At 57.3% G+C, this 23406-nt stretch carries 25 protein-coding genes and 1 pseudogene; 10 read left to right on the top strand and 16 right to left on the bottom strand.

Going from position 1 to position 23406, the window contains the following annotated elements:
- Nucleotides 1–14 precede the first annotated feature (14 nt).
- Together ACN9MW_RS06045 and ACN9MW_RS06040 are read left to right on the top strand one after the other, a co-directional pair.
- Nucleotides 15–716: a hypothetical protein gene (locus ACN9MW_RS06045; RefSeq protein WP_426168609.1), complete on the top strand. Its 702-nt coding sequence runs from the start codon at nt 15–17 to the stop codon at nt 714–716.
- A gap of 7 nt (nt 717–723) precedes the next feature.
- On the top strand, nt 724–1710 hold the full coding sequence (locus ACN9MW_RS06040) for a hypothetical protein (protein WP_426168606.1): 987 nt from the start codon (nt 724–726) through the stop codon (nt 1708–1710).
- Here ACN9MW_RS06040 and ACN9MW_RS06035 read toward each other — a convergent pair.
- The 12 genes from ACN9MW_RS06035 to ACN9MW_RS05980 form a co-directional block, all read right to left on the bottom strand.
- Nucleotides 1683–2591 carry a pseudouridine synthase gene (locus ACN9MW_RS06035; protein WP_426168603.1) on the bottom strand — a complete coding sequence of 303 codons (909 nt, stop codon included), beginning with the start codon at nt 2589–2591 and terminating at the stop codon, nt 1683–1685. The genes ACN9MW_RS06040 and ACN9MW_RS06035 overlap by 28 nt on opposite strands.
- Before the next feature lies 1 nt (nt 2592).
- Entirely contained in the window at nt 2593–3486 is an 894-nt protein-coding gene (locus ACN9MW_RS06030) for a M48 family metallopeptidase (RefSeq protein WP_426168601.1), read from the bottom strand.
- Nucleotides 3487–3505: 19 nt separating this feature from the next.
- Nucleotides 3506–4117 carry a methionine biosynthesis protein MetW gene (gene metW, locus ACN9MW_RS06025; RefSeq protein ID WP_426168599.1) on the bottom strand — a complete coding sequence of 204 codons (612 nt, stop codon included), beginning with the start codon at nt 4115–4117 and terminating at the stop codon, nt 3506–3508.
- Nucleotides 4114–5238 carry a homoserine O-succinyltransferase MetX gene (metX, locus tag ACN9MW_RS06020; RefSeq protein WP_426172122.1) on the bottom strand — a complete coding sequence of 375 codons (1125 nt, stop codon included), beginning with the start codon at nt 5236–5238 and terminating at the stop codon, nt 4114–4116. Before metX ends, metW begins: the two co-directional genes overlap by 4 nt.
- 60 nt (nt 5239–5298) lie before the next feature.
- Nucleotides 5299–7047, bottom strand: coding sequence for a phosphoenolpyruvate--protein phosphotransferase (gene ptsP, locus ACN9MW_RS06015; protein WP_426172120.1), 1749 nt, complete (start codon nt 7045–7047; stop codon nt 5299–5301).
- An 18-nt stretch (nt 7048–7065) separates the two neighbouring features.
- On the bottom strand, nt 7066–7335 hold the full coding sequence (locus tag ACN9MW_RS06010; protein WP_055928627.1) for an HPr family phosphocarrier protein: 270 nt from the start codon (nt 7333–7335) through the stop codon (nt 7066–7068).
- An 11-nt stretch (nt 7336–7346) separates the two neighbouring features.
- On the bottom strand, nt 7347–7748 hold the full coding sequence (locus tag ACN9MW_RS06005; RefSeq protein WP_426168596.1) for a PTS sugar transporter subunit IIA: 402 nt from the start codon (nt 7746–7748) through the stop codon (nt 7347–7349).
- A 2-nt stretch (nt 7749–7750) separates the two neighbouring features.
- On the bottom strand, nt 7751–8701 hold the full coding sequence (gshB, locus tag ACN9MW_RS06000; RefSeq protein ID WP_426168593.1) for a glutathione synthase: 951 nt from the start codon (nt 8699–8701) through the stop codon (nt 7751–7753).
- A gap of 139 nt (nt 8702–8840) precedes the next feature.
- Nucleotides 8841–10139, bottom strand: a complete 1299-nt coding sequence (gene gshA / locus ACN9MW_RS05995; protein WP_426168590.1) for a glutamate--cysteine ligase — start codon at nt 10137–10139, stop codon at nt 8841–8843.
- A 167-nt stretch (nt 10140–10306) separates the two neighbouring features.
- Nucleotides 10307–11860, bottom strand: a complete 1554-nt coding sequence (locus tag ACN9MW_RS05990; RefSeq protein WP_426168588.1) for an ammonium transporter — start codon at nt 11858–11860, stop codon at nt 10307–10309.
- An 11-nt stretch (nt 11861–11871) separates the two neighbouring features.
- Complete coding sequence (locus ACN9MW_RS05985) at nt 11872–12210, bottom strand: P-II family nitrogen regulator (protein ID WP_028102386.1); 339 nt, start codon at nt 12208–12210, stop codon at nt 11872–11874.
- A gap of 11 nt (nt 12211–12221) precedes the next feature.
- Nucleotides 12222–12983, bottom strand: coding sequence for a TorF family putative porin (locus ACN9MW_RS05980; protein WP_426168585.1), 762 nt, complete (start codon nt 12981–12983; stop codon nt 12222–12224).
- A gap of 190 nt (nt 12984–13173) precedes the next feature.
- Between ACN9MW_RS05980 and ACN9MW_RS05975 the strand changes: the two genes are divergently transcribed.
- From ACN9MW_RS05975 to ACN9MW_RS05940, 8 genes and pseudogenes are all read left to right on the top strand, one after another.
- Entirely contained in the window at nt 13174–13416 is a 243-nt protein-coding gene (locus ACN9MW_RS05975; RefSeq protein ID WP_057261060.1) for an accessory factor UbiK family protein, read from the top strand.
- A gap of 68 nt (nt 13417–13484) precedes the next feature.
- Nucleotides 13485–13679: pseudogene (locus ACN9MW_RS05970) on the top strand (magnesium chelatase domain-containing protein); the annotation flags it as partial.
- A gap of 314 nt (nt 13680–13993) precedes the next feature.
- Nucleotides 13994–14743, top strand: a complete 750-nt coding sequence (locus ACN9MW_RS05965; RefSeq protein WP_426168583.1) for a hypothetical protein — start codon at nt 13994–13996, stop codon at nt 14741–14743.
- Nucleotides 14718–15230: a hypothetical protein gene (locus ACN9MW_RS05960; RefSeq protein WP_426168581.1), complete on the top strand. Its 513-nt coding sequence runs from the start codon at nt 14718–14720 to the stop codon at nt 15228–15230. Before ACN9MW_RS05965 ends, ACN9MW_RS05960 begins: the two co-directional genes overlap by 26 nt.
- A 1-nt stretch (nt 15231) precedes the next feature.
- Nucleotides 15232–15720, top strand: a complete 489-nt coding sequence (locus ACN9MW_RS05955; protein WP_426168579.1) for a hypothetical protein — start codon at nt 15232–15234, stop codon at nt 15718–15720.
- 17 nt (nt 15721–15737) lie between these two features.
- Nucleotides 15738–16049: a hypothetical protein gene (locus tag ACN9MW_RS05950; protein ID WP_426168576.1), complete on the top strand. Its 312-nt coding sequence runs from the start codon at nt 15738–15740 to the stop codon at nt 16047–16049.
- The gene (locus tag ACN9MW_RS05945) at nt 16037–16591 is read left to right on the top strand and encodes a hypothetical protein (protein ID WP_426168573.1); all 555 of its coding nucleotides are present in this window, start codon (nt 16037–16039) and stop codon (nt 16589–16591) included. The genes ACN9MW_RS05950 and ACN9MW_RS05945 overlap by 13 nt, the downstream gene beginning before the upstream one ends.
- Nucleotides 16592–16925: 334 nt before the next feature.
- Nucleotides 16926–17342: a hypothetical protein gene (locus ACN9MW_RS05940; RefSeq protein WP_426168570.1), complete on the top strand. Its 417-nt coding sequence runs from the start codon at nt 16926–16928 to the stop codon at nt 17340–17342.
- Between the two features lie 192 nt (nt 17343–17534).
- Here the strand turns inward: ACN9MW_RS05940 and ACN9MW_RS05935 are convergent, their stop codons facing one another.
- From ACN9MW_RS05935 to ACN9MW_RS05920, 4 genes are all read right to left on the bottom strand, one after another.
- Complete coding sequence (locus ACN9MW_RS05935; protein WP_426168568.1) at nt 17535–17816, bottom strand: hypothetical protein; 282 nt, start codon at nt 17814–17816, stop codon at nt 17535–17537.
- Nucleotides 17817–18933: 1117 nt separating this feature from the next.
- On the bottom strand, nt 18934–19533 hold the full coding sequence (locus ACN9MW_RS05930; RefSeq protein WP_426168566.1) for a hypothetical protein: 600 nt from the start codon (nt 19531–19533) through the stop codon (nt 18934–18936).
- A 137-nt stretch (nt 19534–19670) separates the two neighbouring features.
- Complete coding sequence (locus ACN9MW_RS05925) at nt 19671–22016, bottom strand: hypothetical protein (RefSeq protein ID WP_426168563.1); 2346 nt, start codon at nt 22014–22016, stop codon at nt 19671–19673.
- 2 nt (nt 22017–22018) lie between these two features.
- The gene (locus tag ACN9MW_RS05920; RefSeq protein ID WP_426168561.1) at nt 22019–23329 is read right to left on the bottom strand and encodes a hypothetical protein; all 1311 of its coding nucleotides are present in this window, start codon (nt 23327–23329) and stop codon (nt 22019–22021) included.
- Nucleotides 23330–23406: the final 77 nt, after the last annotated feature.

The raw sequence follows: 23406 nt of genomic DNA, 5'->3' as shown, positions 1-23406 counted from the left end.
CTATTGCGCTGGCCATGAATCAAGTCCTGACACCGTCAAACGAAGAAAACAGCAGTATCGACAAGATCGCCCTCGCCAAGCAGCTGGCGGGCGATGTCACCCGTGGCGCCGGTGCCGGCATCGTGCGCACCGTGCTGGCCGTGCTTGCTGCGGTGATCGTCAACGCACTGGGGGTCACGCTGTTGTTCCGCAGCGAACTCGGTAGCAGCCATGGCTCGGCAATGATCTACGCTGCATTCGTCGCAGCGCCCTTCATGATCGCGGTCGGCATGACCGGCATGATGGCGTATAAGCTTGGCTTGCAGGGCATCCTGGCGCGCGTCGTGGAAAGCCAGTCGGGCCTGCTCGCCCGCTTGGGTGCAGGAATCCTGGAGAGCTTCCTGCGCAGCGTAAATTACGAACCGGGCCGCCCACTCTCTGAAAAATTCCTGAGCGGCTGGCGCGGCTTCCTGAACCTGCAATCCGGCCTGCCCAAACCGCTGCCATGGCTGCTGGCCAGCCTGACTTCGCGCATCCCCCTGGCCGAAACCATTACCGAAGTGGCCACCACCGGCATGACGCTGCGCGAAGTCGCCCATGCAGCGATGACGCGCACGATTTCGGAAGGTGCCGCAGGCGGCCTGCGCCCATCGAACCAGGCCTTGTTCATCGCCCTCGCAATCCAGTTCGGCATGTGGTTCCCTATCGGCCTGCTGGTTCGCTACATGTTCGGCTAAGGACTGAATGAAACAATTTGCAGCCCTCGCACTGCTGGCGGCCAGTGCGGCCCACGCAGGCGATGCCCTGCCGATCCATGGCGCCTGGACCGGGAAAATCGGCAACAGTGGAATCAACGCCTGCTTTACCGATTCTGATTCGCATTACTTCTACCTGAAGCACCTGCACGGCATTCCGCTTGAAAAGGCGGAAGGAGAGGCCGATTCCTGGAATGAAGAGGTACAGGGCAAGGCCACTGGCAAATGGAAAATTACCAGCGTCACGGCCACGCAATTGACCGGCGAATGGATAGGCGCAGGCAATGACAAAGGCATGCCGATACAGTTGTCGCGCCTTTCCGCACTGGCAGGCGGCGATTGCAGTCCGGATTTCTACGCACCGATCGCTGCTGCCAACAAGCCGCGCTACAGCAATGGGAAAATCGGCAAATTGGCGCTGCGCATCTCCCACTCCCCGCTTGGCGAGAGCTTTAATCTGGTCGGCAGCAGTGAGCCGCTGCGCAAGATTAACGACTACGTCGCACGCTGGGAGGAAGAGCGCATCACCCAGGCCAATTTCTGCGAACGCAATGGTGGCGGCGGCTGGCAGGACAACCTGACTGCCGGCAAAGTGCTGGCCAACTACCTGCTCGTGAACGTCGATGCGCCCGACGTCTATTGCGGCGGCCCGCATACCACTTCGTCCCACTCCACGCTGATCTTCGACCTGGCCACTGGCGAGACGGTCGAACCTTCAAGTTGGCTGGCCGAAAGCGGCGAGATTGAAGAACCTCTGCGCAAGCTGATCATGAAGAATGCCAGCGTCTGCGACAGGCTGGAGCCGTCCATCATTCCATCGCGCCCAAGCGCAACAGGCCTGAGTTTCGACCTCGATTACCCGCATTTCCATCGCGACTGTAACGAGACCATTGAGATCAGCTACGCGAAGCTGGCGCCCTTCCTGTCGCAGGAAGGCAAGGAGTTGGCTCAAAGAGTGCGTTTGCTCTCGAAGTAACGCCACTCGCCTGTCAGGGGATCGGGGAAACCGATCGCCTTGGCCAGCAGCTTCAGTGGCGAAGACACGTCGTCCTGCTTGCACGGCAGTGCGACGGGATAGAAGACGTCGTTCACGATCGGGATCCCCAGCGAAGAAAGGTGCACACGCAACTGGTGCTGGCGGCCGGTGTGCGGCCAGAGGCGGTACAGCACATGCTCGCCGCGCTGTTCGATTACGTCGATCATGGTTTCCGAATTCGGCTCGCCCGCTTCTTCCCTCATGGTGAAGAACTTGTCGCCCTCCACCATGCGGCTGCGGTAGACGAAAGGGAATTCGCGGCCCGCCAACGGCCCTGCCAGCGCTTCATATTCCTTTTGCACCAGCCGCTTCTGGAACAGCGACTGGTAATCGCCGCGGCTGCGCGCATTGCAGGAGAAGATCACCAGCCCCGCCGTTTCGCGGTCGAGCCGATGGATCGGCACCAGGTCTTCGATGCCCAGCTTGCGGCGCACGCGCACCAGCAGCGTCTCTTTGACGAAACGGCCGGACGGGATCGTCGGCAGGAAGTGCGGCTTGTCGACCACCACGATATGCTCGTCCTGGTGCAGCACTTCCTCTTCAAACGGAATCGGGAATTCGTAATCCAGCTCGCGGTAGTACCAGATACGCGCTCCGCGCACATAGCGCGATGACGGCTGCACAGGCACGCCCTTGCCATCCACCACGTCGCCGCGCGCCATGCGCTCACGCCACTGGGCATCGGTCACGGCGGGATAGTTGGCGGACATGAAGGTGATCATGTCCGGCCAGTCGCCCTCCGGCAGCCACAGGTAGCTGGGCGTGACGCCATCGCGCATCGGCAATGGCGGCGCGCCCGAGGCTTGCTTCGGGCGGGACATCTCAGGACTTCGGCAGCGGGGAAGTCTGGTAAGGCGGCAGCTTGTTCACGTCCAGGCCGCGCACGCGGGCGTAGACCGGCAGCACCAGCGGCATCTGCTTCTGCATATCCTGGATGCGCGAATTGCCGCTTGGGTGGGTAGACAGGAATTCCATCGGCTGCTGCGCATTGACGGCGCCCATTTTCTGCCACAGCGCGATGCCTGCGCGCGGGTCGAAACCGGCGCGGGCGGCCAGGTCGATGCCTACCAGGTCGGACTCCGTTTCATCCCCGCGCGAGAACTTCATCACGGTCAGCTGGCCGGCCACATTGGCGCCGGCGTCGGTGATGCGCGGGTCGATGCCGAGGTAGGACGACAGCACCGCACCACCCAGCTTGCTGGCCAGCGACACGGCGGTCGATTGCACGGCACGCTTGCGGGCGTGCTCGCGCAGCGCGTGGGCAATTTCATGGCCCATCACCATCGCCACTTCGTCATCGGTCAGGTTCAGTTTAGTGAGGATGCCGGTGAAGAAGGCGATGCGGCCGCCCGGCATGCAGAAAGCATTGACCTGGTCGGAGTTGAGCAGGTTGACTTCCCATTGCCAGTTGGCGGCGGATGGATTCCAGCGCTGTGCATTGGGCACGATGCGCGCGGCAATAGCGCGCAGTCGCTTCACCTGCGGGTCGGATTCCGGTACCAGCGCTTCCTTCTGCTTGGCTTCATTCAGCAGTTGGGAGTACTGCAGCTTGGACTGCTGGTCCATTTCCTGCTCATCAGCGAAGACGCGCAGGCGCGAAAGCTTGGTGACGGGAATGCCGTCAGCTTTGGGGTTCATCGGCGCAGGCGCCTGCGCGGACGAGGCGGCGCTGGCGGCCAGCGCCAGCGCGATAAGAGTGAACTTGAACTTCTTCATGGCTTTAAGATAACACAGCTTAACTGGATTGCTTTTTCCGGAGACGGAACACGGCGAGGTCGCCGCGCAAGTTAGGCAGTACCGAGACGGTTTTGCCCTCGGCCAGCGCCACGCATTCGATCACTTCCAGCCCCACTTCTTCCGCCAGCTCCTGGAAGTCGTAGATGGTAGCGCAGCGCACGTTCGGCGTGTCGTGCCACTGGTACGGCAGCGACTTGGAGACCGGCATGCGGCCTTTCAGCAGCGCCACGCGGTGCGGCCAGTAGGCGAAATTAGGGAAGGACACGATGGCTTCGCGGCCCACGCGCACGATGTCGCGCAGCAGGTCTTCCACGTGCTTCATCATCTGCAGCGAGGACAGGCACAACACCGTATCGAAGGAGTTGTCGCCGAAGATGCCCAGGCCGTTTTCGAAGTCCTGCTGGATCACGCGCACGCCGCGCTGGGTCGACGCCAGCACCTGGTCGTCCGCCAGCTCCAGGCCGTAGCCGGTGCAGCGCTTGTCGGTCTGCAGGTAATCCATCATCACGCCGTCGCCGCAGCCCACGTCGAGCACGTGGGCGCCTTCGCGCACCCAGTGCGCAATGAAGGCCAGGTCTGGACGGGCGCTGCTCAGGTCATCGAAAGTCATGCTGCTTGTTCCTTGTTCGTTTCTTTCCACACTTGCTCGTAGTAGGCGCGCACCATGTTCATGTAGCGCGAATCTTCGAGCAGGAAGGCGTCGTGGCCGTGCGGCGCATCGATTTCGGCGTAGGTCACCTCGCGGCGGTTGGCGAGCAAGGCCTGCACGATCTCGCGGCTGCGCTCCGGCGAGAAACGCCAGTCCGTGGTGAAGGAGGCGAGGAAAAACTTGGCTCTGGTGCCCGCCAATGTCCTGGTCAGGTCGCCGTCGAACTTGCGCGCCGGGTCGAAGTAGTCGAGCGCCTTGGTGATCAGCAGGTAGGTATTGGCATCGAAGTACTCGGCGAACTTGTCGCCCTGGTAGCGCAAGTAGGATTCGATCTCGAAGTCGATGCCGAAGCCGAACTTGTAGTCGCCGCCGCTGGCCGCGATGTCGCGCAGCTTGCGGCCGAATTTCTCGGCCATGTCGTCGTCCGACAGATAGGTGATGTGGCCGATCATGCGCGCCACTTTCAAGCCGTTCTTGGGTACTACGCTGTGTTCGTAGAAATCGCCGCCGTGGTAATCCGGATCGGACAGGATGGCCTGGCGCGCCACGTCGTTGAAGGCAATGTTTTGCGCCGACAGCTTTGGCGTGGAAGCGATCACCAGGCAGTGGCGCAGGCGCTCAGGGTACATGATGGACCAGGCCAGGGCCTGCATGCCGCCAAGGGAACCGCCCATCACGGCGGCGAACTGCTGGATGCCCAGCTGGTCGGCCAGGCGCGCCTGCGCGGCGACCCAGTCTTCCACCGTCACCACCGGGAAGGCGGCGCCGTATGGCTTGCCGGTTTCAGGATTGACGTGCATCGGTCCGGTCGAGCCGAAGCAGGAACCGAGGTTGTTGACGCCGATGACGAAGAATTTGTCGGTATCGAGGGGCTTGCCCGGACCGACCATATTGTCCCACCAGCCGACGTTCTTCGGGTTATCCGCGTAGTAGCCGGCCACGTGGTGCGAAGCATTCAGCGCGTGGCACACCAATACCGCATTGGACTTGTCCGCATTCAGCGTGCCATAGGTCTCGTACATCAGCATGTAGTCGCGCAGGGACGCTCCGCTCTGTAGCTGAAGGGGTTCCGCAAAGTGCATGGTCTGCGGCGAGACGATTCCAATCGAAGGCATGTGAATCCGGTTGTAAAAAAGTTGGTGTTACAGGGCTTGCAGGGCGTTGACTGCGTCGGCAATCGTTTCGGGGTCCATGCTGCGCATGATCTTGCGCATTTGCGGCGCAATCTGTTCCAGGTCGCTGTTCAGGATTTCCTGCTTGACCGCCAGGAGCTGCGACGGGTGCATCGAGAACTCGCGCAAGCCCATGCCCAGCAGCAGGCGGGTCATCTTGCTGTCGCCCGCCATCTCGCCGCATACGGCCACTTCGATGCCGGCCTTGTTGCCGGCAGCGATCGTCATCGCAATCAGCTGCAGGATGGCTGGATGCAGCGGGTCGTACAGGTGCGCCACTTCATAATCGACGCGGTCGATCGCCAGCGTGTACTGGATCAGGTCATTGGTGCCGATGGACAGGAAGTCCATCTTCTTGACGAACATCGGCAGCGCCAGCGCGGCCGCCGGGATTTCGATCATGGCGCCGACCCGCACTTCAGGATCGTACTTCTCCCCCGCCTCGTCCAGCTGCGCCTTGGCGCGTTTGATCATGGCCAGCGACTGGTCGATCTCGAAGGCATGCGCCATCATCGGGATCAGGATGCGCACCTTGCCATGCACCGAGGCGCGCAGGATGGCGCGCAACTGGGTCAGGAAAATTTGCGGCTCGGCCAGGCAGTAGCGGATGGCGCGCAAGCCCAATGCCGGATTGAGCGCGGTGTGCTCCATCTGGTCCAGCGGCTTGTCGGCGCCGATATCGAGCGTGCGGATGGTCACCGGACGCCCCTTCATGGCCAGCACTGCCTTGGTGTACTGCTCGTATTGTTCGTTCTCGGATGGCATGTCGCCATCGCGGCCCATGAACAGGAATTCGGAACGGAACAGGCCAACGCCGCTGGCGCCCGACTCCATCGCGTGCTCGCAGTCTTCCGGCAACTCGATGTTCGCCATCAGCGCGATCTGCGTGCCGTCCCTGGTAACGGCCGGGGTCTTTTTCAGCTTGCCCAGCTTCTTGCGGGCGCGCATCGCGGCCAGTTGGCGCTCGCGGTACTGTTCCAGCACTTGCGCGCTCGGGGTGACGATCACCACGCCGGCATCGCCGTCGATGATCACCCAGTCGTCCTGCTGGATCAGGGTCGATGCCTGCGACATGCCGACCGCCGCCGGAATGTCGAGCGACCGGGCCACGATGGCGGTGTGCGAATTCTGGCCGCCGACATCGGTCACAAAGCCGATGAAGGAACGGTCGCGGAACTTGAGCATGTCGGCCGGCGAGATATCGTGGGCCACCACGATCATCTTGGCCAGGAATTCATCGCCTTCGAGCTCGGCCTGCATTGGCAGCAGCGGTTCGCTGCCCATCAACACTTTCAGCACCCGCTCGGCCACTTGCTGGATATCGGCCTTGCGTTCCCGCAGGTAAGGGTCTTCGATTTCGTCGAATTGGGCCGACAGCTCGTCGATCTGGGTCAACAGCGCCCATTCGGCGTTGTAGTGGCGGCTGCGGATGATATCCAGCGGCGCCTCGGAGATCATCGGGTCCGACAGGATCAGCGCATGCACGTCGATGAAGGCACCCAGCTCGGTCGGGGCATCCTTCGGCAGCTCGTTCCACAACGTCTGCAGCTCGCGGTGCACGGCAGCCAGCGCCTGCTGCAGGCGCTTCACTTCCGCTTCCACGTTCTCCTCGGAGATCAGATAGTGCTTTACATCGAGCGCCGCCGGCGCAAGGATGTGTGCGCGGCCGATCGCGATGCCTCGCGAAACCGGAATTCCGTGAAGGGAGAACGATGCCATCGGGCTGCCGTCCCGCATTTACTCGCCTTCGCCGAACTTGTCGTTGACCAGTGCGGCCAGGGCGTTGATGCAATCCTGTTCATCGGCGCCGTCTGCTTCCAGCAGGACTTTGGCGCCCTTGCCGGCAGCCAGCATCATCACGCCCATGATGGACTTGGCGTTGATGCGGCGGCCGTTACGCGACAGCCAGACATCGCTCTGGAATTTGGCTGCCAGTTGGGTGAATTTTGCAGAAGCACGTGCATGCAATCCGAGCTTGTTGATAATTTCAAGTTCTTGCTGAATCATGTTTTGTTTGTTTAATTGACTCGGATACGGTTATCGACCTTGACCGCGCCATTCTGCGCACCGGCCAGGGCCATTTCCACTACTACGTCCAGCGTATCGGTACGGTAGGTGATGGCGCGCAGCAGCATGGGAAGGCTGATGCCCGCAACCACCTCGACCTGGCCCGCATCGGCCAGCTTGTTACAGCAATTGGCGGGCGTGCCGCCCTTGATATCGGTCATCACCAGCACACCGGCGCCCGTGTCGAGACGCTTGATGGCTTCGCGCGCCAGCTGCTGCACTTCGTTCAGGTCCTGGTCCGCCACCACGTCGATCGCCTCCAGTTTTTCAACCGGGGCCCGGAACACATGCGCTGCGGCGGCCAGGAAAGCCTGGCCCAGCGGCGCGTGTGTCATCAATAAAATCCCTACCATGTTTATCCTTGCTTGCCTGCCCGGGCTTCCACCGCATCGATGAACATGGACGCTACCTGGAAGCCGGTCTGCTGGGTGATCTCCTGGAAGCAGGTCGGGCTGGTGACGTTCACCTCGGTGAGGTAGTCGCCGATCACGTCTAATCCTACCAGCAAGAGGCCGCGCGAAGCCAATTCCGGGCCCAGGGCCTCGGCGATTTCGCGGTCGCGCTGCGACAGCGGCTGGGCCACGCCGGTACCGCCGGCAGCCAGGTTGCCGCGCACTTCGCCCGCCTGCGGGATGCGCGCCAGGCAGTAAGGCACCGGTTTGCCGTCGATCAGCAGGATGCGCTTGTCGCCCTTGACGATGTCGGGGATGTAGCGCTGCGCCATGATGGTGCGCGCGCCATGCAGGGTCAGGGTCTCGATGATGGAGCCCAGGTTCAGGCCGTCAGCCTTGATGCGGAAGATGCCGGCGCCGCCCATGCCATCCAGCGGTTTCAGGATCACGTCGCCGTGTTCGGCCTGGAAGTCGCGCAGGCGGGTTTCGTCGCTGGTCACCAGGGTTGGCGCGGTGAACTGCGAGAACTGCGCGATCGACAGCTTCTCATTGTGGTCGCGGATGGCGGACGGCTTGTTGAAGACCTTTGCGCCCTGTTGTTCCGCCAGCTGCAGCAGGTAGGTGCCGTAGACGTACTCCATGTCGAACGGCGGGTCCTTGCGCTGGATCACCGCGTCGAAGGCGGCCAGGCTGGTGTCTTCCGAAGGCGCCGCCTTGTACCAGTCGTGCTGGTCGCCGGTCAGCTCGATGCGCGAGACATGGGCCGTAACCTTGCCCTCCTTGAGCGCCATGTGGCGCTGCTGGAAGGTATACACCTCATGTCCCCGGCGCGCCGCCTCGGCCATCATGGCGAAGGTGGAGTCCTTGTAGATCTTGAAGCTGGACAGCGGGTCGGCGAGGAAGGCGATTTTCATGGATTAGTCCAAAAATGTAACAACTGATTCTAGCTTAAAACCGGTAAAACCGTGTCTGACCCACAGGGTCAGACACGTTGCCAGCAGCGGCTGCGTCTTAGGTGTCAGACCCTGCGGGTCTGACACCGGTTTACCGGTTTTAGTAAACCTCCGGATCCGGATCCGTACGCTCCATCTCAAGAGAAGCCGCCAGCAGCGCCAGCCGCGCCACTACCCCATACACATAGAAGCGATTCGGCGCCGCAGTCCCCGGCTTGGCCTTCACGTCCGGCACCGCATGCTGCTGCGCGAACGCCAGCGGCACGAACTGCGATCCCGGCGCATTCAGGTTCTGGTCCGGCCCCTTCTCGCCGTGCACGCGGTAGAAGCCTCCCACCACATAGCGGTCAATCATATAGACAACCGGCTCGGCAAACGCCTCCTTGATGCTCTCGAAGGTCGGCACCCCCTCCTGGATATTCAGGTCGGTCACCGCCTTGCCATCCTTGATCACGGTCATGCGCGCGCGCTGCTCTTCCGATAGCTCTTTGAGCTCAGCCGCGTCACGAATGGTGATGATGCCCTTGCCATAAGTACCAGCATCCGGCTTGATGATGACGAACGGCTTTTCCTTAATGCCATATTCCTTGTACTTCTTACGGATCTTGGCCAGTACCGCATCCACCGAAGACGCCAGGCACTCCTGCCCCTCCCCGGTCGCCAGGTCCACCGCCCCGCACTTCGCATGGAAAGGGTTGACCATCCACGGATCGACGCCAATCAGCTTGCCGAACTTCTTCGCCACCTCATCGTAGGCATTGAAGTGATTGGACTTGCGGCGCACGGCCCAGCCGGCATGCAAAGGCGGCAAGAGGCTTTGCTCGTGCAGGTTGGTCAGGATGTCCGGAATACCGGCCGACAGGTCGTTGTTCAGCAAGATAGTGCAAGGATCGAAATCCTTCAGCCCCAGGCGGCGGCCGTTCGGCGAGCGCACCAGCGGTTCCACCACCAGCATATTGCCGTCAGGCAGCGCCAGCGGCGTCGGCTGGGTGACGGAGGGGTCCAGCGAGCCAAAACGGACATTCAGCCCGGTCTGGCGGAAAATCTGCATCAGGCGCGCCACGCCCTGGAAATAGGTCGGGTGGCGCGGCTTGATTTCCGGGATCAGCAACAGGTTGCGGGCATCCGGGCAGTATTTGTCGATCGCCGCCATGGCCGCCTGCACCGAAAGGGGGAGCATCTCGTTGGCCAGGTAATGGAAGCCGCCTGGGAACAGGTTGGTATCCACCGGGGCCAGCTTGTAGCCGGCATTGCGCAGGTCGACCGAGGCATAGAACGGCGGGGTATGCTCCTGCCACTCGAGGCGGAACCACCGTTCAATGGCTGGGGTCGCGGCAATGATCTTTTCTTCAAGATCCAGTAACGGCCCGGTCAGGGCCGTGACGAGATGGGGAACCATGTGACTTCCTTGCGGGTTGGTATTTGCAGACTCTCCATTTTGGGGCAAAACCGCCAATTAAAAGATACTTTGGAACAAAAAAAAGCCCCCTTTCGGGGGCGTGCGATGGATCACGCACCTGACAAGACATGGCGCAGCCATGTTTTGTTGGGTGCCTGACCCGGACTTCAAGCGTGGTAAGCCGATTCGCCGTGGCTGGTGATATCCAGGCCTTCGCGCTCTTCCTCTTCCGGCACACGCAGGCCGATCACGATATCGACCAGCTTGTAAGCCACAAAGGCCACAACAGCCGACCAGATGATGGTCACGCCAACGGCAGTCGCCTGGGTAATCACCTGGCCGCTGATCGAGTAATCAGCACTTGCCTTGTTGGCAACGTAGTCAAATACACCCTGGCCGCCCAAAGATGGTGCGGCGAACACGCCGGTCAGGATCGCACCCAGGATACCGCCCACGCCGTGCACGCCGAACACGTCCAGCGAGTCGTCCGCACCGATCAGGCGCTTCAGGCCATTCACGCCCCACAGGCAGATGATGCCAGCCAGCAGGCCGATCGCCAGTGCACCCATCGGACCAACGAAGCCGCAAGCCGGGGTAATCGCCACCAGGCCGGCCACTGCGCCCGACGCGCCGCCCAGCATGGAAGGCTTGCCCTTAAAGATCCACTCGCCGAACACCCACGATACGGTTGCGCAGGCGGTTGCCAGCAGGGTGTTGATAAACGCCAGGGCAGCGATGTCGCCTGCTTCGAGTGCCGAACCGGCATTGAAGCCGAACCAGCCCACCCACAGCAGCGAAGCGCCGATCATGGTCATGGTCAGCGAGTGCGGAGCCATGGAGTCGCGGCCGTAGCCAACGCGCTTGCCGATCATGATTGCGCCCACCAGGCCTGCAACAGCGGCGTTGATGTGCACCACAGTGCCGCCGGCGAAGTCCAGCGCGCCCTTCTGGAAGATCCAGCCAGCCTTCGCAGTTTCGGTCGCCAGGGTCTCGGCGTTGGTGATCGCGTCAGGACCGGTCCAGAACCAGACCATGTGGGCGATCGGCAGGTAGCTGAAAGTGAACCACAGCACCATGAAGGCCAGCACGGCGGAGAAGCGCACGCGCTCGGCAAACGCGCCGACGATCAGGCCGCAGGTAATGGCGGCAAACGTGCCCTGGAAGGCGACGTAGATGAACTCAGGGATCACAACGCCTTTGCTGAAGGTCGCCGCCACCGAGAACGCACCTTTGGCTGGGTCGTAAATGCCGGCCAGCAGCGAGCGGCTGAAGCCACCGAAGAAGGCATTACCTTCGGTGAAAGCAATCGAGTAGCCATACAGGCACCACAGCACGATGATCAGCGCGAACACAAAGAATACCTGCAGCAGCACCGACAGCATGTTCTTCGAGCGCACCAGGCCGCCATAGAACAGGGCCAGGCCGGGGATCGTCATCATGATCACCAGCAGCGTCGCCACGAACATCCAGGCGGTGTCGCCCTTTTGCGCTACCGGCGCGGCTGGCGCAGCAGCCGGGGCGGCTGGGGCCGCAGCAGCGGCTGCCTGGGCAGCGGCAGCATCAGCCGACGCAACGCCAGGTGCGGCCGCAGGTGCTGCAGCGGTTGCAGCGGCAGCCGGCGCTTCGGCCGGCTTGGCATCTTGAGCCAGCACAGGCAGAGCTGCGCTGAAAGCCAACAGGACAGTCACCCCCGCCAGCCATTTCTTAATGGTCTTGTGCATCACGGTTCCCCTTACAGTGCTTCGTTGCCGGTTTCGCCGGTACGGATACGGATTACTTGCTCCAGCGACGAGACGAAAATCTTGCCGTCGCCGATCTTGCCGGTGCGCGCGGCATTCTCGATTGCCTCGATGGCCTGGTCGACGATCGCGTCGTCAACGGCAGCCTCGATCTTGGTCTTTGGCAGGAAGTCGACCACATATTCCGCGCCGCGATACAGCTCGGTGTGGCCCTTCTGGCGGCCGAAGCCTTTGACTTCGGTCACCGTAATACCTTGCACGTTGATCGCCGACAGGGCTTCACGCACCTCGTCGAGCTTGAACGGCTTGATAATGGCGGTAATCATTTTCATACGAGTGCCTCTTAGAAGGTTTTGGACACGGTCAGCACCACGCCGCCCTTGCCCAGGTTTTTGCCATTGGTCGGCGCGATATAAGCGTCGCTGTTGGTCTTGATATAGGCCAGCGCAACGGATGCCACGCCGAAGTCCTTGGTGGCACCGACTTTCCAGTCGGTGTAGCTGAAGGCGCTGCTGTTCTTCACCTTCTGGCGGCCAACATGCAGGTTCAGGACGATGCCTTCATACACTTCCTGGTTGACGGAAGCGTCGATGTAGGTGCTGTGCTTGCTGTCGGCGAAGCCGAACAGGTTGCTCAGCGAATGCGAGTACTTGAGGGTGGCCGGGCCATAGCCGACCTGGCCATACAGCTCGCGGGTATTGGCGCTCGGATGCAGGTCGTTGGATGGATACACGTAAGCCAGGAAGCCCACGTCGTAGCTGACGCCAGGCGCGATTTCGCCGCGCTTGCCGCCGTACAGGTCCACTTCAACCGAAGCATCACCGCCGCCGTCCTTGACCCACTTGATGGTGGATGCCCAGGCGCCTGCATAGAAACCGGTCGGGTTGTTGACCCAGTCGGCGCCGCCTTGCAGCGCCGGTTTCAGGCGGGTTTGCGAGATACCACGGTAGCGGTAGTCGCTGGTTACGGCCGCGTTATAGCTGATCTCATTGTCAGGCTTCGCCTCGGGTGCGGCATCGGCCGCTTGGGCCAGGCCGGTTCCCATCGTTGCCATTGCGAGTGCGACTGCAGCGGTGAGACCCAGCTTCTTGCTCTTATGAATCATGGCGATTTCCTTTTGAGTGAACTTTTATTGCGGTTTAAAATTCAGTCTGAAACATAGCTTTCTTGCTTATTAGCAGATTGCGTGCCAGCTAGAAATCGTGCAGGAGTTGAAGTTAAGACAGCTTTCCGCACCATTTAAAGCCAAAGCCGCACCGTTGTGGTGCGAAATCTCACACATCAGGAATAAAAAAATGGACATGAACGCCTTCTTCAATGACCTGCAGCAGAAGGTCAACCAGGTCATCGAAAACTCGCCGGCCAAGGATATTGAAAAGAATGTCAAGGCGATGATGACCCAGGGTTTCGCCAAGCTTGACCTGGTGACCCGCGAGGAATTCGACATCCAGGCCCAGATGCTGGCCAAGGCCCGCGCCAAGCTGGACCTGATGGAATCGCGCCTGGCAGAACTGGAAGCCAAGCTGGCCGACAAGTAATCCCCTTGCGCTAGCTCAAACGGGCGGTGGCGCCCGAGGCCTACGATGTCGTAGACCGGGAGGCCACCATGAGCATCGCAGTCATCAAGAGCCGCGCCTTGGCCGGCATGCAGGCGCCGGAAGTCAGCGTCGAAGTCCACCTGGCAAACGGCTTGCCCGCCTTCGCGATCGTCGGCCTGGCCGACACCGAAGTAAAGGAATCGCGCGACCGGGTGCGCGCCGCCATCACGAACGCCGGTTTCGAACTGCCGCAGCACCGCATCAAATGTAGTCAACGCATTTTTTTCCGGATCTAAGCAACATAACGCCCATCCGCAAGATTTGGCGCTGCAGGTGACAGGTGACGGTCATCTTCCAACAAATTGAAGTGAGCAGATTCTGAGCCAATCCGTAAATGCGCATATGAGACATATCGCTTTCGCACGATTCGCGACTCAGCGGCTTCCCGGCCTTTCTTTCAGGTGATGGCTTCACGCCACAACCGTTCGTGAATCATCTGTTTAGGGATTGCTAAATGGTGTCGATGAGATAACAATAGGGGATATCAAAACGACAATACCAGAACCGGAGGATCAACGTGCTTTCGCGCCGCAATGTGTTGATATTCGGCTCCAGCTGCCTGGCATGCCCTGCGCTGGCAGTTGGGGATTTTCCGCGCAGCGAACCGCCGGCCGCGACGCCGGGTGCCGCCACGGCGCCTGGCTGCGGTTTCGACCGCGTCGACAAGCTACATATGACGCGCGTAAATCTCGCCGGCTCCGGTTCGCGAACTGCCGATCAAGTGATTGCACGCGAGAGCGTATTTCTCAATCGTTATTTCGGCGTGTCACCTCGCTGGCAGTATCACGACGATGACGGTCACGATGAGGCGCTAACACTGCGAGATGCCAACGGCGTATACATCACGATAGGTAAATCGTTGATCGAACATGAAATCGCTGCCAACAGCGAGGAGTGGAGCTCAGTGCTGATCGGAATCTTGGCGCACGAGTGGGCACATGCGTTCCAATATGACCATGGTTTACAGGAACGCGCGTATTTATGGGAAACCCATGCCGATTATATGGCGGGCTGGTATTTGGGAACGCGTGAAGCGGCAGAGAGTGTTCAGCTCAATGTGGCTGCATTCGCCCGTGCTCTAGCAAAACGGGCTAACAGAAGCGGGTATTTTGACGAAGACTCACATGGCAGTCCGGCGCAGCGCACGACGGCGATGTATGCTGGCGTGGAATTCGGCAGGAATGATTATGTCACCGGTTATCGCCCCAACGTAGCAACTGCGGCAGGTGCAGGATATGCATATGTTAAGCAGTTACGACGCTCGTAGGCATGGCCGCGCGGTATTGGTGTGGGCCGCGTTAATGCCGCGAGCCATTGATGCCATCGCAGGCGACTGCGATTACATTGCCAAGTTGCGAGCGGAGTCTGCTACTAATTTCCAGTCAATGCGGATGCCCTCCAAGGATAGCTTCGCCGTCCCATCCGCGTTTCAATTGCCCGGTACGAACTTGTGCGAAATCGAGGTCAACGCGACGGAATACCGATGCGTGTGGTATCTCGGAAGTAGCGCCTCGCCGCAGGGCGAAGCCAACGCCAAGAAGTCCTTAGAATCGCTGCTAGCGACCGTGCAGCCTTGCCTGGCCCCTACCCAAGAACTAGTACGGACGCCACGACGCGGAGGCGGCGAAGTAATCTACCTGGCCGATCCAGTGGCAAACGACACGCCTCGGGTGGTTCGCGAAATCGAGCTGTCCTATGACAGGGACGGACGGCACTGGACATTGAGTTTCGTGTATCGGTATTCCAAGGATTAGCATGAGAAAAGTGACGCTGCTCACCGCTCTGGCGTCAGTGTTACTGGCGCCGGGGCCCTCCGCGGCGGTTCAGCCGTGCGATAACATTCGTCAGATCTTAGGCGAGGGCGCTCAATATTTCCAAGGTTTGCGTGGCAATTTCGATTTTACGTTTGATTACTATACTGGCACGCTGCCGCTGAACGAATTTAGCAATTGCTACACCTCAAGTCATGCTGGGGTTACGGAGTATTCCTGCGCGCAAAAAATTTATCAGGACAGCGAAGCGCTGGCGCAGCAGGCTTGGTCAAAAGGGCAGCAATACTTGGTCGCATGTTTGGGCCAAGAGCTCAAGCCAGAGCGCTCAAGCAATGGACGGTACGCGTACTTTAAATACGGGCCGACGAATACCACGATCAAAGTGCGGTACCAGCGCTTGGTATCTAAACTGCACGGAGTGTTCTATAAGATCACGATCGAATTTTCTGAAGTAGATCTCCGAGTCAACTAACCGGAAGAGGGACGAGAATGAAGCGGTATCTGATACTCTTTTTATTACTGGCTGCAAGTGCGCAAGCTCAAAAAATGGATCCGCGCGCGCAAATTAAGTCCGGTTTTCCGAGTAGTGAGAAGCCAGCGTTTCCGAAAGAACCGGAGACCAGCGCAATCGGCATTGCTAAGACTCCGAAGACTGCGGTGGCGGCGCCGACAATTGTTGACGGCAGCGTTGATCGCGCGATGACACCGGATCAATTACGGCTGAAGCTTCTTTGTGCTGAGCTCGCTCGCAAAGAGGAAAAAGATAAACAAAAGAAGGAGCATCCCGAATGCGAGCAATGATGCTTCTGTTACTAGCGGTCTGGCTGGTTGGGGCGCAGGCCGCTCCTAACGCCAACGCGGAGGGGGATTTGACGCAGCAGATCTACCGCAAGCGTTTTGAAGTCGATTCCGCTGAGATCGCGCGACTCCGCAGTGAAAACGCCAAGCTGGCAGGTCCACTGGCCCAGGATTACCGCGATTACCTGAAGGCCTTTTACGCCGCCGATATCGAGGCAAGGCGCCAGAACATTGAGGCATATCGATGGCAACTGCGCTCTGCGACAATTGTTCTTTGGCTGATCATTGCCATCACGATGTGCGGTGTCGCCTTTTCCGGGATTCAGCTATGGCATGGCCTGCATTTCAAGCGCAAGGGCAATACAGATGTCGACCTTGAGATTTCAATGGAAAAGCTGCGTCTGAAAAGTAGTGTAGTTGGGGTGACAGTACTAGTGCTTTCGGGCGCATTCTTCCTTTTGTTTGTTGAGAAAATCTATCGGATCGAAGTGCTGGCGGCCGAGCCGCAACCTGCGACTTCCGCTACGCAGCCTGCTGCACGCTGAAAGGTCGCCCGCTGGCAACACGCAGGCGTCAAAAGTCGACGTCGAGGTTCATGTTGCCATGGTCTGCCGGCCTTCCCGTTCGTTGAGTCGGCAATGACTACATTGAAGGAAGCTCACCCAACGGCGCGCTCACCAACTTCGGTTTGCTGAAGCACCGATCAAATGCAGACAGCGAATTTTTTCGACAATTCAAGCAGCGCAACTTGCCGATGCAAGCATATTTTCCGCCTTCAGAAACCTGATGTAACTAAGTTCAAACCAACTTGAGCACAACATTACCAATATATTGGTAATATTCATTTGACTGGTCTATTGCATGATTTAGGAGATTGACATGGCAAATGAGTATTTCGTTGCATCCCTCGACGAACCGATCACCGAACGGAGACCGGTACGAGTGTTCGCGCTTTCGTCGGAAGAAGCAATTCAACGTTATTTGGCTGAGGTATATGCGCTCGATGGCGGTTTTCGCTCGTGGGTGCTTGCAACTGATCTGGCTTATTCATTTCTAGGTCACGTCTGCAAAGGTCTCAAAACACCTCAGCGCTTGAAGGGCTCCGTGTGCTTAGCTGAACTCAAAAGCTTCATCGAAAAGTATTTTCGATCTGCGCCGGCACTAGGCGCCTTGTATCGCAAGTATTTAGAGACGGGAGACCCTTCTATCGTCAATGAAGATATCTTTGTCTTCATCGCAAGGAACCAAACAGAAGGTTTTCTCGCGATAAGAAGTGATGAGATTCAGTCCTTGTAACAGGTTCGAAGCAATGCGTCGAACGATCAGGCAAGTAAGCTCTTCCGAGCTACTTACCAAGTAACCGAGCGCAACAATGAAAACGGCCCGGCCAAATTCGGGCCGAGCCGTAGAGGCTTTGAAGCATTGTACCGCTTAGTTTAGATGACCTTCAACGAATCAACTCTAGTCGACTTTGGAAGCAATAGTCTGTCAAACACGGGAGAGTCCCGTCCACGTGCGTGACGTCACTTCGTTTGCCAACACCGCGAAGCGTTTTCCCAAAGTTGAGGCTACCTTGTTGACCGCGTTGTACACCTGATCCAACGTCGCGTTTCCGACGTAGTTGTATTCCGCAGGCGGCAGCTTATAACGGTTGCCGTTGTCTGCTTGAATGATGTCGGTTATGCCTTGACGTCCCAGCTGCGTCGCGAGATTGTTGTAGTCCGTCCAAGTAGCGTCATGCAGTTCGACGCGAATAGTGAACATTGCCATTTTTTTGAAAGCTCCAGTAGGTTTGTCAATCTTGCGTAATACAAAATCCATGACATAATGGAGCCCTAAGCGATTACGTCGTAATCACCTAGGGCCAGCCTTCTACGATCTTCTGATCATATGGGTTTTGGCCATATACGTGCCCTCCGTGCCAGTATTCCATTGCTGGCTATGGTCCGCCTCCAAGCGGCTCGTGTTCAAATCAGGAATCGTTGGCCCCTGCCAGGGCTAGCGATTCCACCTCCCCTCAGCCATCACCCCCCTCTTGCAGTCACAACAGGTAGTGCTCCGACGAGTTCTAGTCACAAATTGTAGTGACACGTTTCGGATCGTACAAGGTGAAATTTTTTCGTTTAGACCACGTTTTCTTATTGACTTTTGATTTCCCCAATTAGCTCAAGGCAACGACGGTGAGCAAGCACTAACACTTCTTTTCCGTTGCTGCTTTATTATGCAATGTTGTTTAGGAGGTACTGCCTTGCGGCTCCTAATTAATCCGTGAAGTACTGTATGCATGTACAGTTACGTTAAACAGCTAAGGCGAAACGGCATGCGCCATAAGCGCAATTCCGACGAGGGATCCGGGGTATTCGGGGTTGTTGAACTCGTCCATAGCAACGGGTTTATCCGGCTCATCGTGACTGAGTGGGGAAACCACTCTCCCAGCAATAGATTGCTCCCAGATTTATGGGACGTGAAATGCCACAACCTACGCGGTAATCAGATGCGGTGGATTGGGTATCAACGCGAGCGCGATGACGGGCCAGCTTACTTCCAAGAGTGGCTTATTACGTTCATATTTGAGTACCCGCCTACGGAGGTAATTGCCGGCCAGCGTCCATTGAATGCAGGGAATCTGTAACGCGTCGCCGGCCCGCCTTATCAAGAACGCGACCGATGACAGAAAGCGGGACGTCGGCTCTTACCATGTATTTCGCGGCCTGGGCGCGGGGAAGGAGTAATGCGCTTTCAACACTTGTCGAAGTCGAATGGTCCGGGCGATCAGCTGAGTTCATAACTCCACCTCCTGAAAGCAATTATCCAGTTCTCAAAAAGCTAGCGCTTGATATGAGTCAAAGCCACTATTCGAGGACGAAAGCTCGCCGCCATTTATCGCTTAGACGCTTGGCCAGAGCGTTGCGATGTATGCGAGCTCGCCGTCGACCATAGGCTTTAGTCTCTGGGAGCCTTGTCCACCGTAAGCATGCAATTTGTTGTTCCGGACATCGAGCACAGCGACTTTGTCATCGGTGCCTAACATGTGCCTAAGCGAAAGTTCCATCAGTGCGAGTGCTGGCTCTATGCGCAATTTAGTAAGAGGATCGTCTTTTAGGTAAAGCTTGATCACGTGGCGCTCACCGTTTACAACCAATCCAAGCTCCGGATTCACCGTGACGTCTACGCCTGCATGTGAATAGCTGCCACGCGCTGGATCAAACCAGGTAAGTTCCTTTCGTCCCCACCACCGCTTGTATCCAGCCAGTGCCTCGCGATAGTTCTCCACTTTTTTAATGTGTACAGAGTCGACAACAGCATCGAGTGCGGCCTTGTCTTTACCCTCAGCGTGGACGCCAATGATTGCTTGACGTAGCGGCCGGTAGAAGTCGAAAGCCGGCTCATACGGGGGACGATTTTTGATTTGCGCGACCTTTGTCACTTTAGGCGAACCTGCGCAGCTAAATACATCTACAACGTCCGACATCGTAACGTTTGGCATAAGCAGATCTCCTCATGGAAAATCCAACAATAAGCAACTACTTTTGTAGGTCGATTCCTTAGCCAAAACTTTGGGTGGACTCATCAAGTTTCGTGATAAGTCGTCCGCATCGAGAAGACTCATGCCAAGATCGATCCTTACTCCAGCGGGGCACTGCTTTCGATATCAATCTCTTGCCTGGTTGTCGCGATATAGGCAAGATGGCCGATCCATCCTTTGCATTCCCTGGCACTGCACAACACATCTCGCAAATCCCGCTCTCTAAGCTTCAGTTTTCCAATAGTAATCGCATACAAGAACTCACCTACAGCGGCACCTGCAGGCTCATCGTAATAACGAATCCATTTTCTTAGAAGACGCGCCATGTCCCAGCTCATTTCTTGGCAGACGGAGTAGTTCAACTCAGGAGCATACGCAGCTCTGAGCAGCGCAGCCTGAATGACAGGGTCGTTGAACCGCGTGAAGGACTCCGGGCAAATGAGCGCGTGCTGGAACAGGCCAGTTCGCAAGCTCGTGTCATCTTTCTGGGATTTCGCAATCCGAGAAGCTTGCAGCAGCCCGGCAATGGAAAGCAGAACGGCGCCTCCATAATCGTCTCCACTGATCTTCGAACTTCCTTGCCAAAGCAAGAACCCCGTCGACAGTGGGAGTGGCCGCCCGTCGAACGAAGGCAGAAAAACTGCATCGTCATCAAATGTACATGAGCTTTCAAGCCGCGCCAATCTCGTGTTCAACCAAATCTCTTCTTCACCGGATTGCTGAAGCCTCTGCGCTAATTCAATGAGCAATTCCTCTTCTTCACGCCAATTTGAAGTGCCATCAAGGCGTCCAATTGGTAGCGAATACTGGCACTTGAAATCGTAACGGCTGTCATCTAGTGCGACACCGGATATATCATTCCGCAATTGCGTAGCATGAACTTCTGTCTCGGGAAACGAAGCAAGAGCTAAAAATAGCCGCGGGCCTTTTGGTTGTCGGTGTCGCAGGGCCGCACTTATTTGCTTCAAGATAAATCCATTGCCGATGACGGGGCACGCAACCACGACGCTACAACCGTTGAGATCGTTTGATTGCTGGGTATCTGATCTCTCCAACTCTTGACTACTGAGCGTAGATACGTCCCCTGCGGGGAGAAGCTCTTTCAAGACTTCAACCACTCGATCCGCAAAATGTTTAGCCGCTTTACCCACTTCAACCGCAGCCGATCCTTCTGGTGACGGGTAGATCACGACCACTGGCGCTGGCGAACTGTAATTCTTGAGCCACGAACGCAACAGCGGCTCCCCCCCATCTTGAGACGGGGTACAGGCCTGAGCAATCAAAGCATCCAGATCCGTCGAAAGAGTCCAGCGTGACTGAGAATCAAATCCACCTCGGTGGACTTTGATCAATTTCTGATTCGCGATCGTTGCAAGCATTGCCTTTATGCCGGCATTTAGATTCGCGTGAACCAAACGAACACGTTTTGGCTTCGCTGGCTGGCTTAAAAAGCGCTCACCAACAATACTGATCGTTTCCGTTCCTGGCGGCGGGCAACTGATATCAGGTTCAAACGTTGACCGAAGTCCGTCAAGAGCGGCAGTACCGTTCAACTTCCGCGATATAGTGGCGATGCTCTCCGAACTTGACTGAGAGCCCGTGCCTGAGTCTAGCGTTAAGACCGTCCATATCGACAGCTTCTCTGATCTGATCTTTTCCCGAACTTGTGAAGCCAATCCCCCAGACGTGGAAGCCGAAATAATTGCGAATGCAGGTCGGTTGATTGGGGACCAGTTCTTCAATCCGTCATACGATCTAAAGCTTTCTATATTAAGCACCGAATTCGTTGGATTGCCATGTTGAAGCAGCTGGCGAAGCTTTTCTGCTATTGGCCAAACTGCCATCGTATCGATGTAGACATGAAACGCTTCCATGACTAGCGCACCGACTTGCGCACCCCAATCATGAAGAGGTTTCAGTAGGCGAAGCGCAAGCAGTTCGATACATGCCGTTGACTGCAACAACGATTCGGCCCTAATGAAGTGACTGGAAAGACGCGATGACTGCTTTTCGAAATAGGCCCCGGGTGGCGCCGGAATGATTACATCACCTTCCTCGCATTGCTGAATGATGTACGAACGGACAATGTCGTTAAAGACGTCGGTGATGTCATCTGCACCTAGCGCTCCCGAAGCAATTGTTTGGATTCGTCCCGTGTAATCGAAGCCTGCAAGAATTACTTGGTTCGTGGCCCGGCTGCCGTAGAGTCGATCAAGCCCAATAAGCCGTCCGTTTGGTGCGATATTTTTTTCATGAAACTCTTCCAAAAGCCGACGATGCCCGATGATCAACGTGGCCGGCGGCGGAACATTGCGTTCGAGCCAACTCGAATAGGCTTGGTCAATGGCATACGTTTCAGGGGCCTTCAAACCGAGGAACATAACGACGCAGTCGCCATACGGAGTCTTCGACCGAGATGAATCTTCAAAGGTCTGCAGATGCATATCTAAGCTCGCACGGGTAACAGAATCGAGTAGGAGGTGCCTTCAACCGGCCCCAGGTCACCTTTGTTCCATGGGCGGAGGAAGAACGCGAGCTCGTGGTCTTCCATGAAAACTTGCGTTCCGTCTTCCAGCACATGCTGTGAAGCTTTTCCGTCCTCACCAAGATGTTGCGCTTTTTGCTGCACATCCTTTGTGGCAGACTTCGTACCAAACAAGTAAGCAAGCCGACCAGTACGTAGCCGCAAGAATCCATTCTGCTCTTGAAGCATGCGCGCGACGGAAAAAAGCCCAATGCCACGTGCGGAGTTATGTGATGAAGTTGCCCATTTTGCGAAGCAGTCTGTCACCGCTTTTCGCTCATCTTCCAGTGATATTTCACCTAAATCACGAACCACGAGTGGATTCTCTTCACGCGAACTGAGCCAACGTCGTGCTAGTCCTGGGCCCGAATCCACCACCGTTATCTCCAAGAACGTATGGCGTTTTATCGATTTCTGGCGGGAGCTGGAGATGCCACCGTCTGAATTGCCCTGCTCCAGCAGAATGGTACTTAAGTAAGTATGTAAGTGATGGTTGGCGCCACCAAATATTGCAGCATTGTCGTCGTCAATATCGACCATACGGAAACTCAAGACTCGGAAGCTTTTTCCAGCTTTGTATAGATTCCCAGCTGCATCGGTTCTCGCCCACCAATCTGCATTTTCCATTAACTCTTTAACGAGTTGAGCCAACGGAGCTGAGACTTCGCGGATTTGCTTACCTGTCCAGTTAGATGCCAACTGGGAAAGGATGTCTTGCACAAAAAGCCGAACATCTGGCACCGGCCGAATTACCTTTTTGCCAGCCACTTCATGGTAGAGCGGCTGAACGAATTCTCGCTTCGCCCCTTGCACGCAGATCAGGTTGACCCGCGTCTGTCGCGTCGCATGGGTCTCCATAAACTCATACGTGTCCATTGCATCCAAATACTGCGAATAGACGTGACTCTCGGACTTCGGGATTGCGTGCCCTGCGCCATCCACGAAACGGTTCGCCATCATCCATCCACACAGCACATGCGTATTACCGATCGCATTTTTGAGAGAGGTCGCGTAATTCGGGTCTTCCCTCAACAATCCGCGGATTTCGATTGTGAGGCCATCGTCAGTTCTACGAGATGCCGAGGCGATAAATTGCAAAAGTGCGCCCTCTACGCAGAAAGGAAGAGGTTGCGGCAAAGAAGTCGGTAGGCGAAGTATAGGAGTACTGGATGGATTCCAGTCCAAGTATGCAGCTTCCAAACTATCTACATTTAGCGGATCAGGCAAAATCATAGGTTCCCTCACTGTCCGTCAGATATTAATACGAACTCAGCAATACTGTCGAAAATAGATCAATTAATGACGAGCAC

Origin of the sequence: Pseudoduganella sp. R-34 (assembly GCF_049904655.1) — a bacterium.
Taxonomy (GTDB): Bacteria; Pseudomonadota; Gammaproteobacteria; order Burkholderiales; family Burkholderiaceae_D; genus Rugamonas.
The sequence above is the reverse complement of the archived record's forward strand: the minus strand, read 5'-3'. Positions and strand labels throughout refer to the sequence as shown.

Coding starts and splice junctions, on each gene's coding strand:
- ACN9MW_RS06045 (WP_426168609.1), top strand. CDS start 15: ATGAATCAAGTCCTGACACCGTCAAACGAAGAAAACAGCAGTATCGAC.
- ACN9MW_RS06040 (WP_426168606.1), top strand. CDS start 724: ATGAAACAATTTGCAGCCCTCGCACTGCTGGCGGCCAGTGCGGCCCAC.
- ACN9MW_RS06035 (WP_426168603.1), bottom strand. CDS start 2,591: ATGTCCCGCCCGAAGCAAGCCTCGGGCGCGCCGCCATTGCCGATGCGC.
- ACN9MW_RS06030 (WP_426168601.1), bottom strand. CDS start 3,486: ATGAAGAAGTTCAAGTTCACTCTTATCGCGCTGGCGCTGGCCGCCAGC.
- metW (WP_426168599.1), bottom strand. CDS start 4,117: ATGACTTTCGATGACCTGAGCAGCGCCCGTCCAGACCTGGCCTTCATT.
- metX (WP_426172122.1), bottom strand. CDS start 5,238: ATGCACTTTGCGGAACCCCTTCAGCTACAGAGCGGAGCGTCCCTGCGC.
- ptsP (WP_426172120.1), bottom strand. CDS start 7,047: ATGGCATCGTTCTCCCTTCACGGAATTCCGGTTTCGCGAGGCATCGCG.
- ACN9MW_RS06010 (WP_055928627.1), bottom strand. CDS start 7,335: ATGATTCAGCAAGAACTTGAAATTATCAACAAGCTCGGATTGCATGCA.
- ACN9MW_RS06005 (WP_426168596.1), bottom strand. CDS start 7,748: ATGGTAGGGATTTTATTGATGACACACGCGCCGCTGGGCCAGGCTTTC.
- gshB (WP_426168593.1), bottom strand. CDS start 8,701: ATGAAAATCGCCTTCCTCGCCGACCCGCTGTCCAGCTTCAAGATCTAC.
- gshA (WP_426168590.1), bottom strand. CDS start 10,139: ATGGTTCCCCATCTCGTCACGGCCCTGACCGGGCCGTTACTGGATCTT.
- ACN9MW_RS05990 (WP_426168588.1), bottom strand. CDS start 11,860: ATGCACAAGACCATTAAGAAATGGCTGGCGGGGGTGACTGTCCTGTTG.
- ACN9MW_RS05985 (WP_028102386.1), bottom strand. CDS start 12,210: ATGAAAATGATTACCGCCATTATCAAGCCGTTCAAGCTCGACGAGGTG.
- ACN9MW_RS05980 (WP_426168585.1), bottom strand. CDS start 12,983: ATGATTCATAAGAGCAAGAAGCTGGGTCTCACCGCTGCAGTCGCACTC.
- ACN9MW_RS05975 (WP_057261060.1), top strand. CDS start 13,174: ATGGACATGAACGCCTTCTTCAATGACCTGCAGCAGAAGGTCAACCAG.
- ACN9MW_RS05960 (WP_426168581.1), top strand. CDS start 14,718: ATGTTAAGCAGTTACGACGCTCGTAGGCATGGCCGCGCGGTATTGGTG.
- ACN9MW_RS05955 (WP_426168579.1), top strand. CDS start 15,232: ATGAGAAAAGTGACGCTGCTCACCGCTCTGGCGTCAGTGTTACTGGCG.
- ACN9MW_RS05950 (WP_426168576.1), top strand. CDS start 15,738: ATGAAGCGGTATCTGATACTCTTTTTATTACTGGCTGCAAGTGCGCAA.
- ACN9MW_RS05945 (WP_426168573.1), top strand. CDS start 16,037: ATGCGAGCAATGATGCTTCTGTTACTAGCGGTCTGGCTGGTTGGGGCG.
- ACN9MW_RS05940 (WP_426168570.1), top strand. CDS start 16,926: ATGGCAAATGAGTATTTCGTTGCATCCCTCGACGAACCGATCACCGAA.
- ACN9MW_RS05935 (WP_426168568.1), bottom strand. CDS start 17,816: ATGGCAATGTTCACTATTCGCGTCGAACTGCATGACGCTACTTGGACG.
- ACN9MW_RS05930 (WP_426168566.1), bottom strand. CDS start 19,533: ATGCCAAACGTTACGATGTCGGACGTTGTAGATGTATTTAGCTGCGCA.
- ACN9MW_RS05925 (WP_426168563.1), bottom strand. CDS start 22,016: ATGCATCTGCAGACCTTTGAAGATTCATCTCGGTCGAAGACTCCGTAT.
- ACN9MW_RS05920 (WP_426168561.1), bottom strand. CDS start 23,329: ATGATTTTGCCTGATCCGCTAAATGTAGATAGTTTGGAAGCTGCATAC.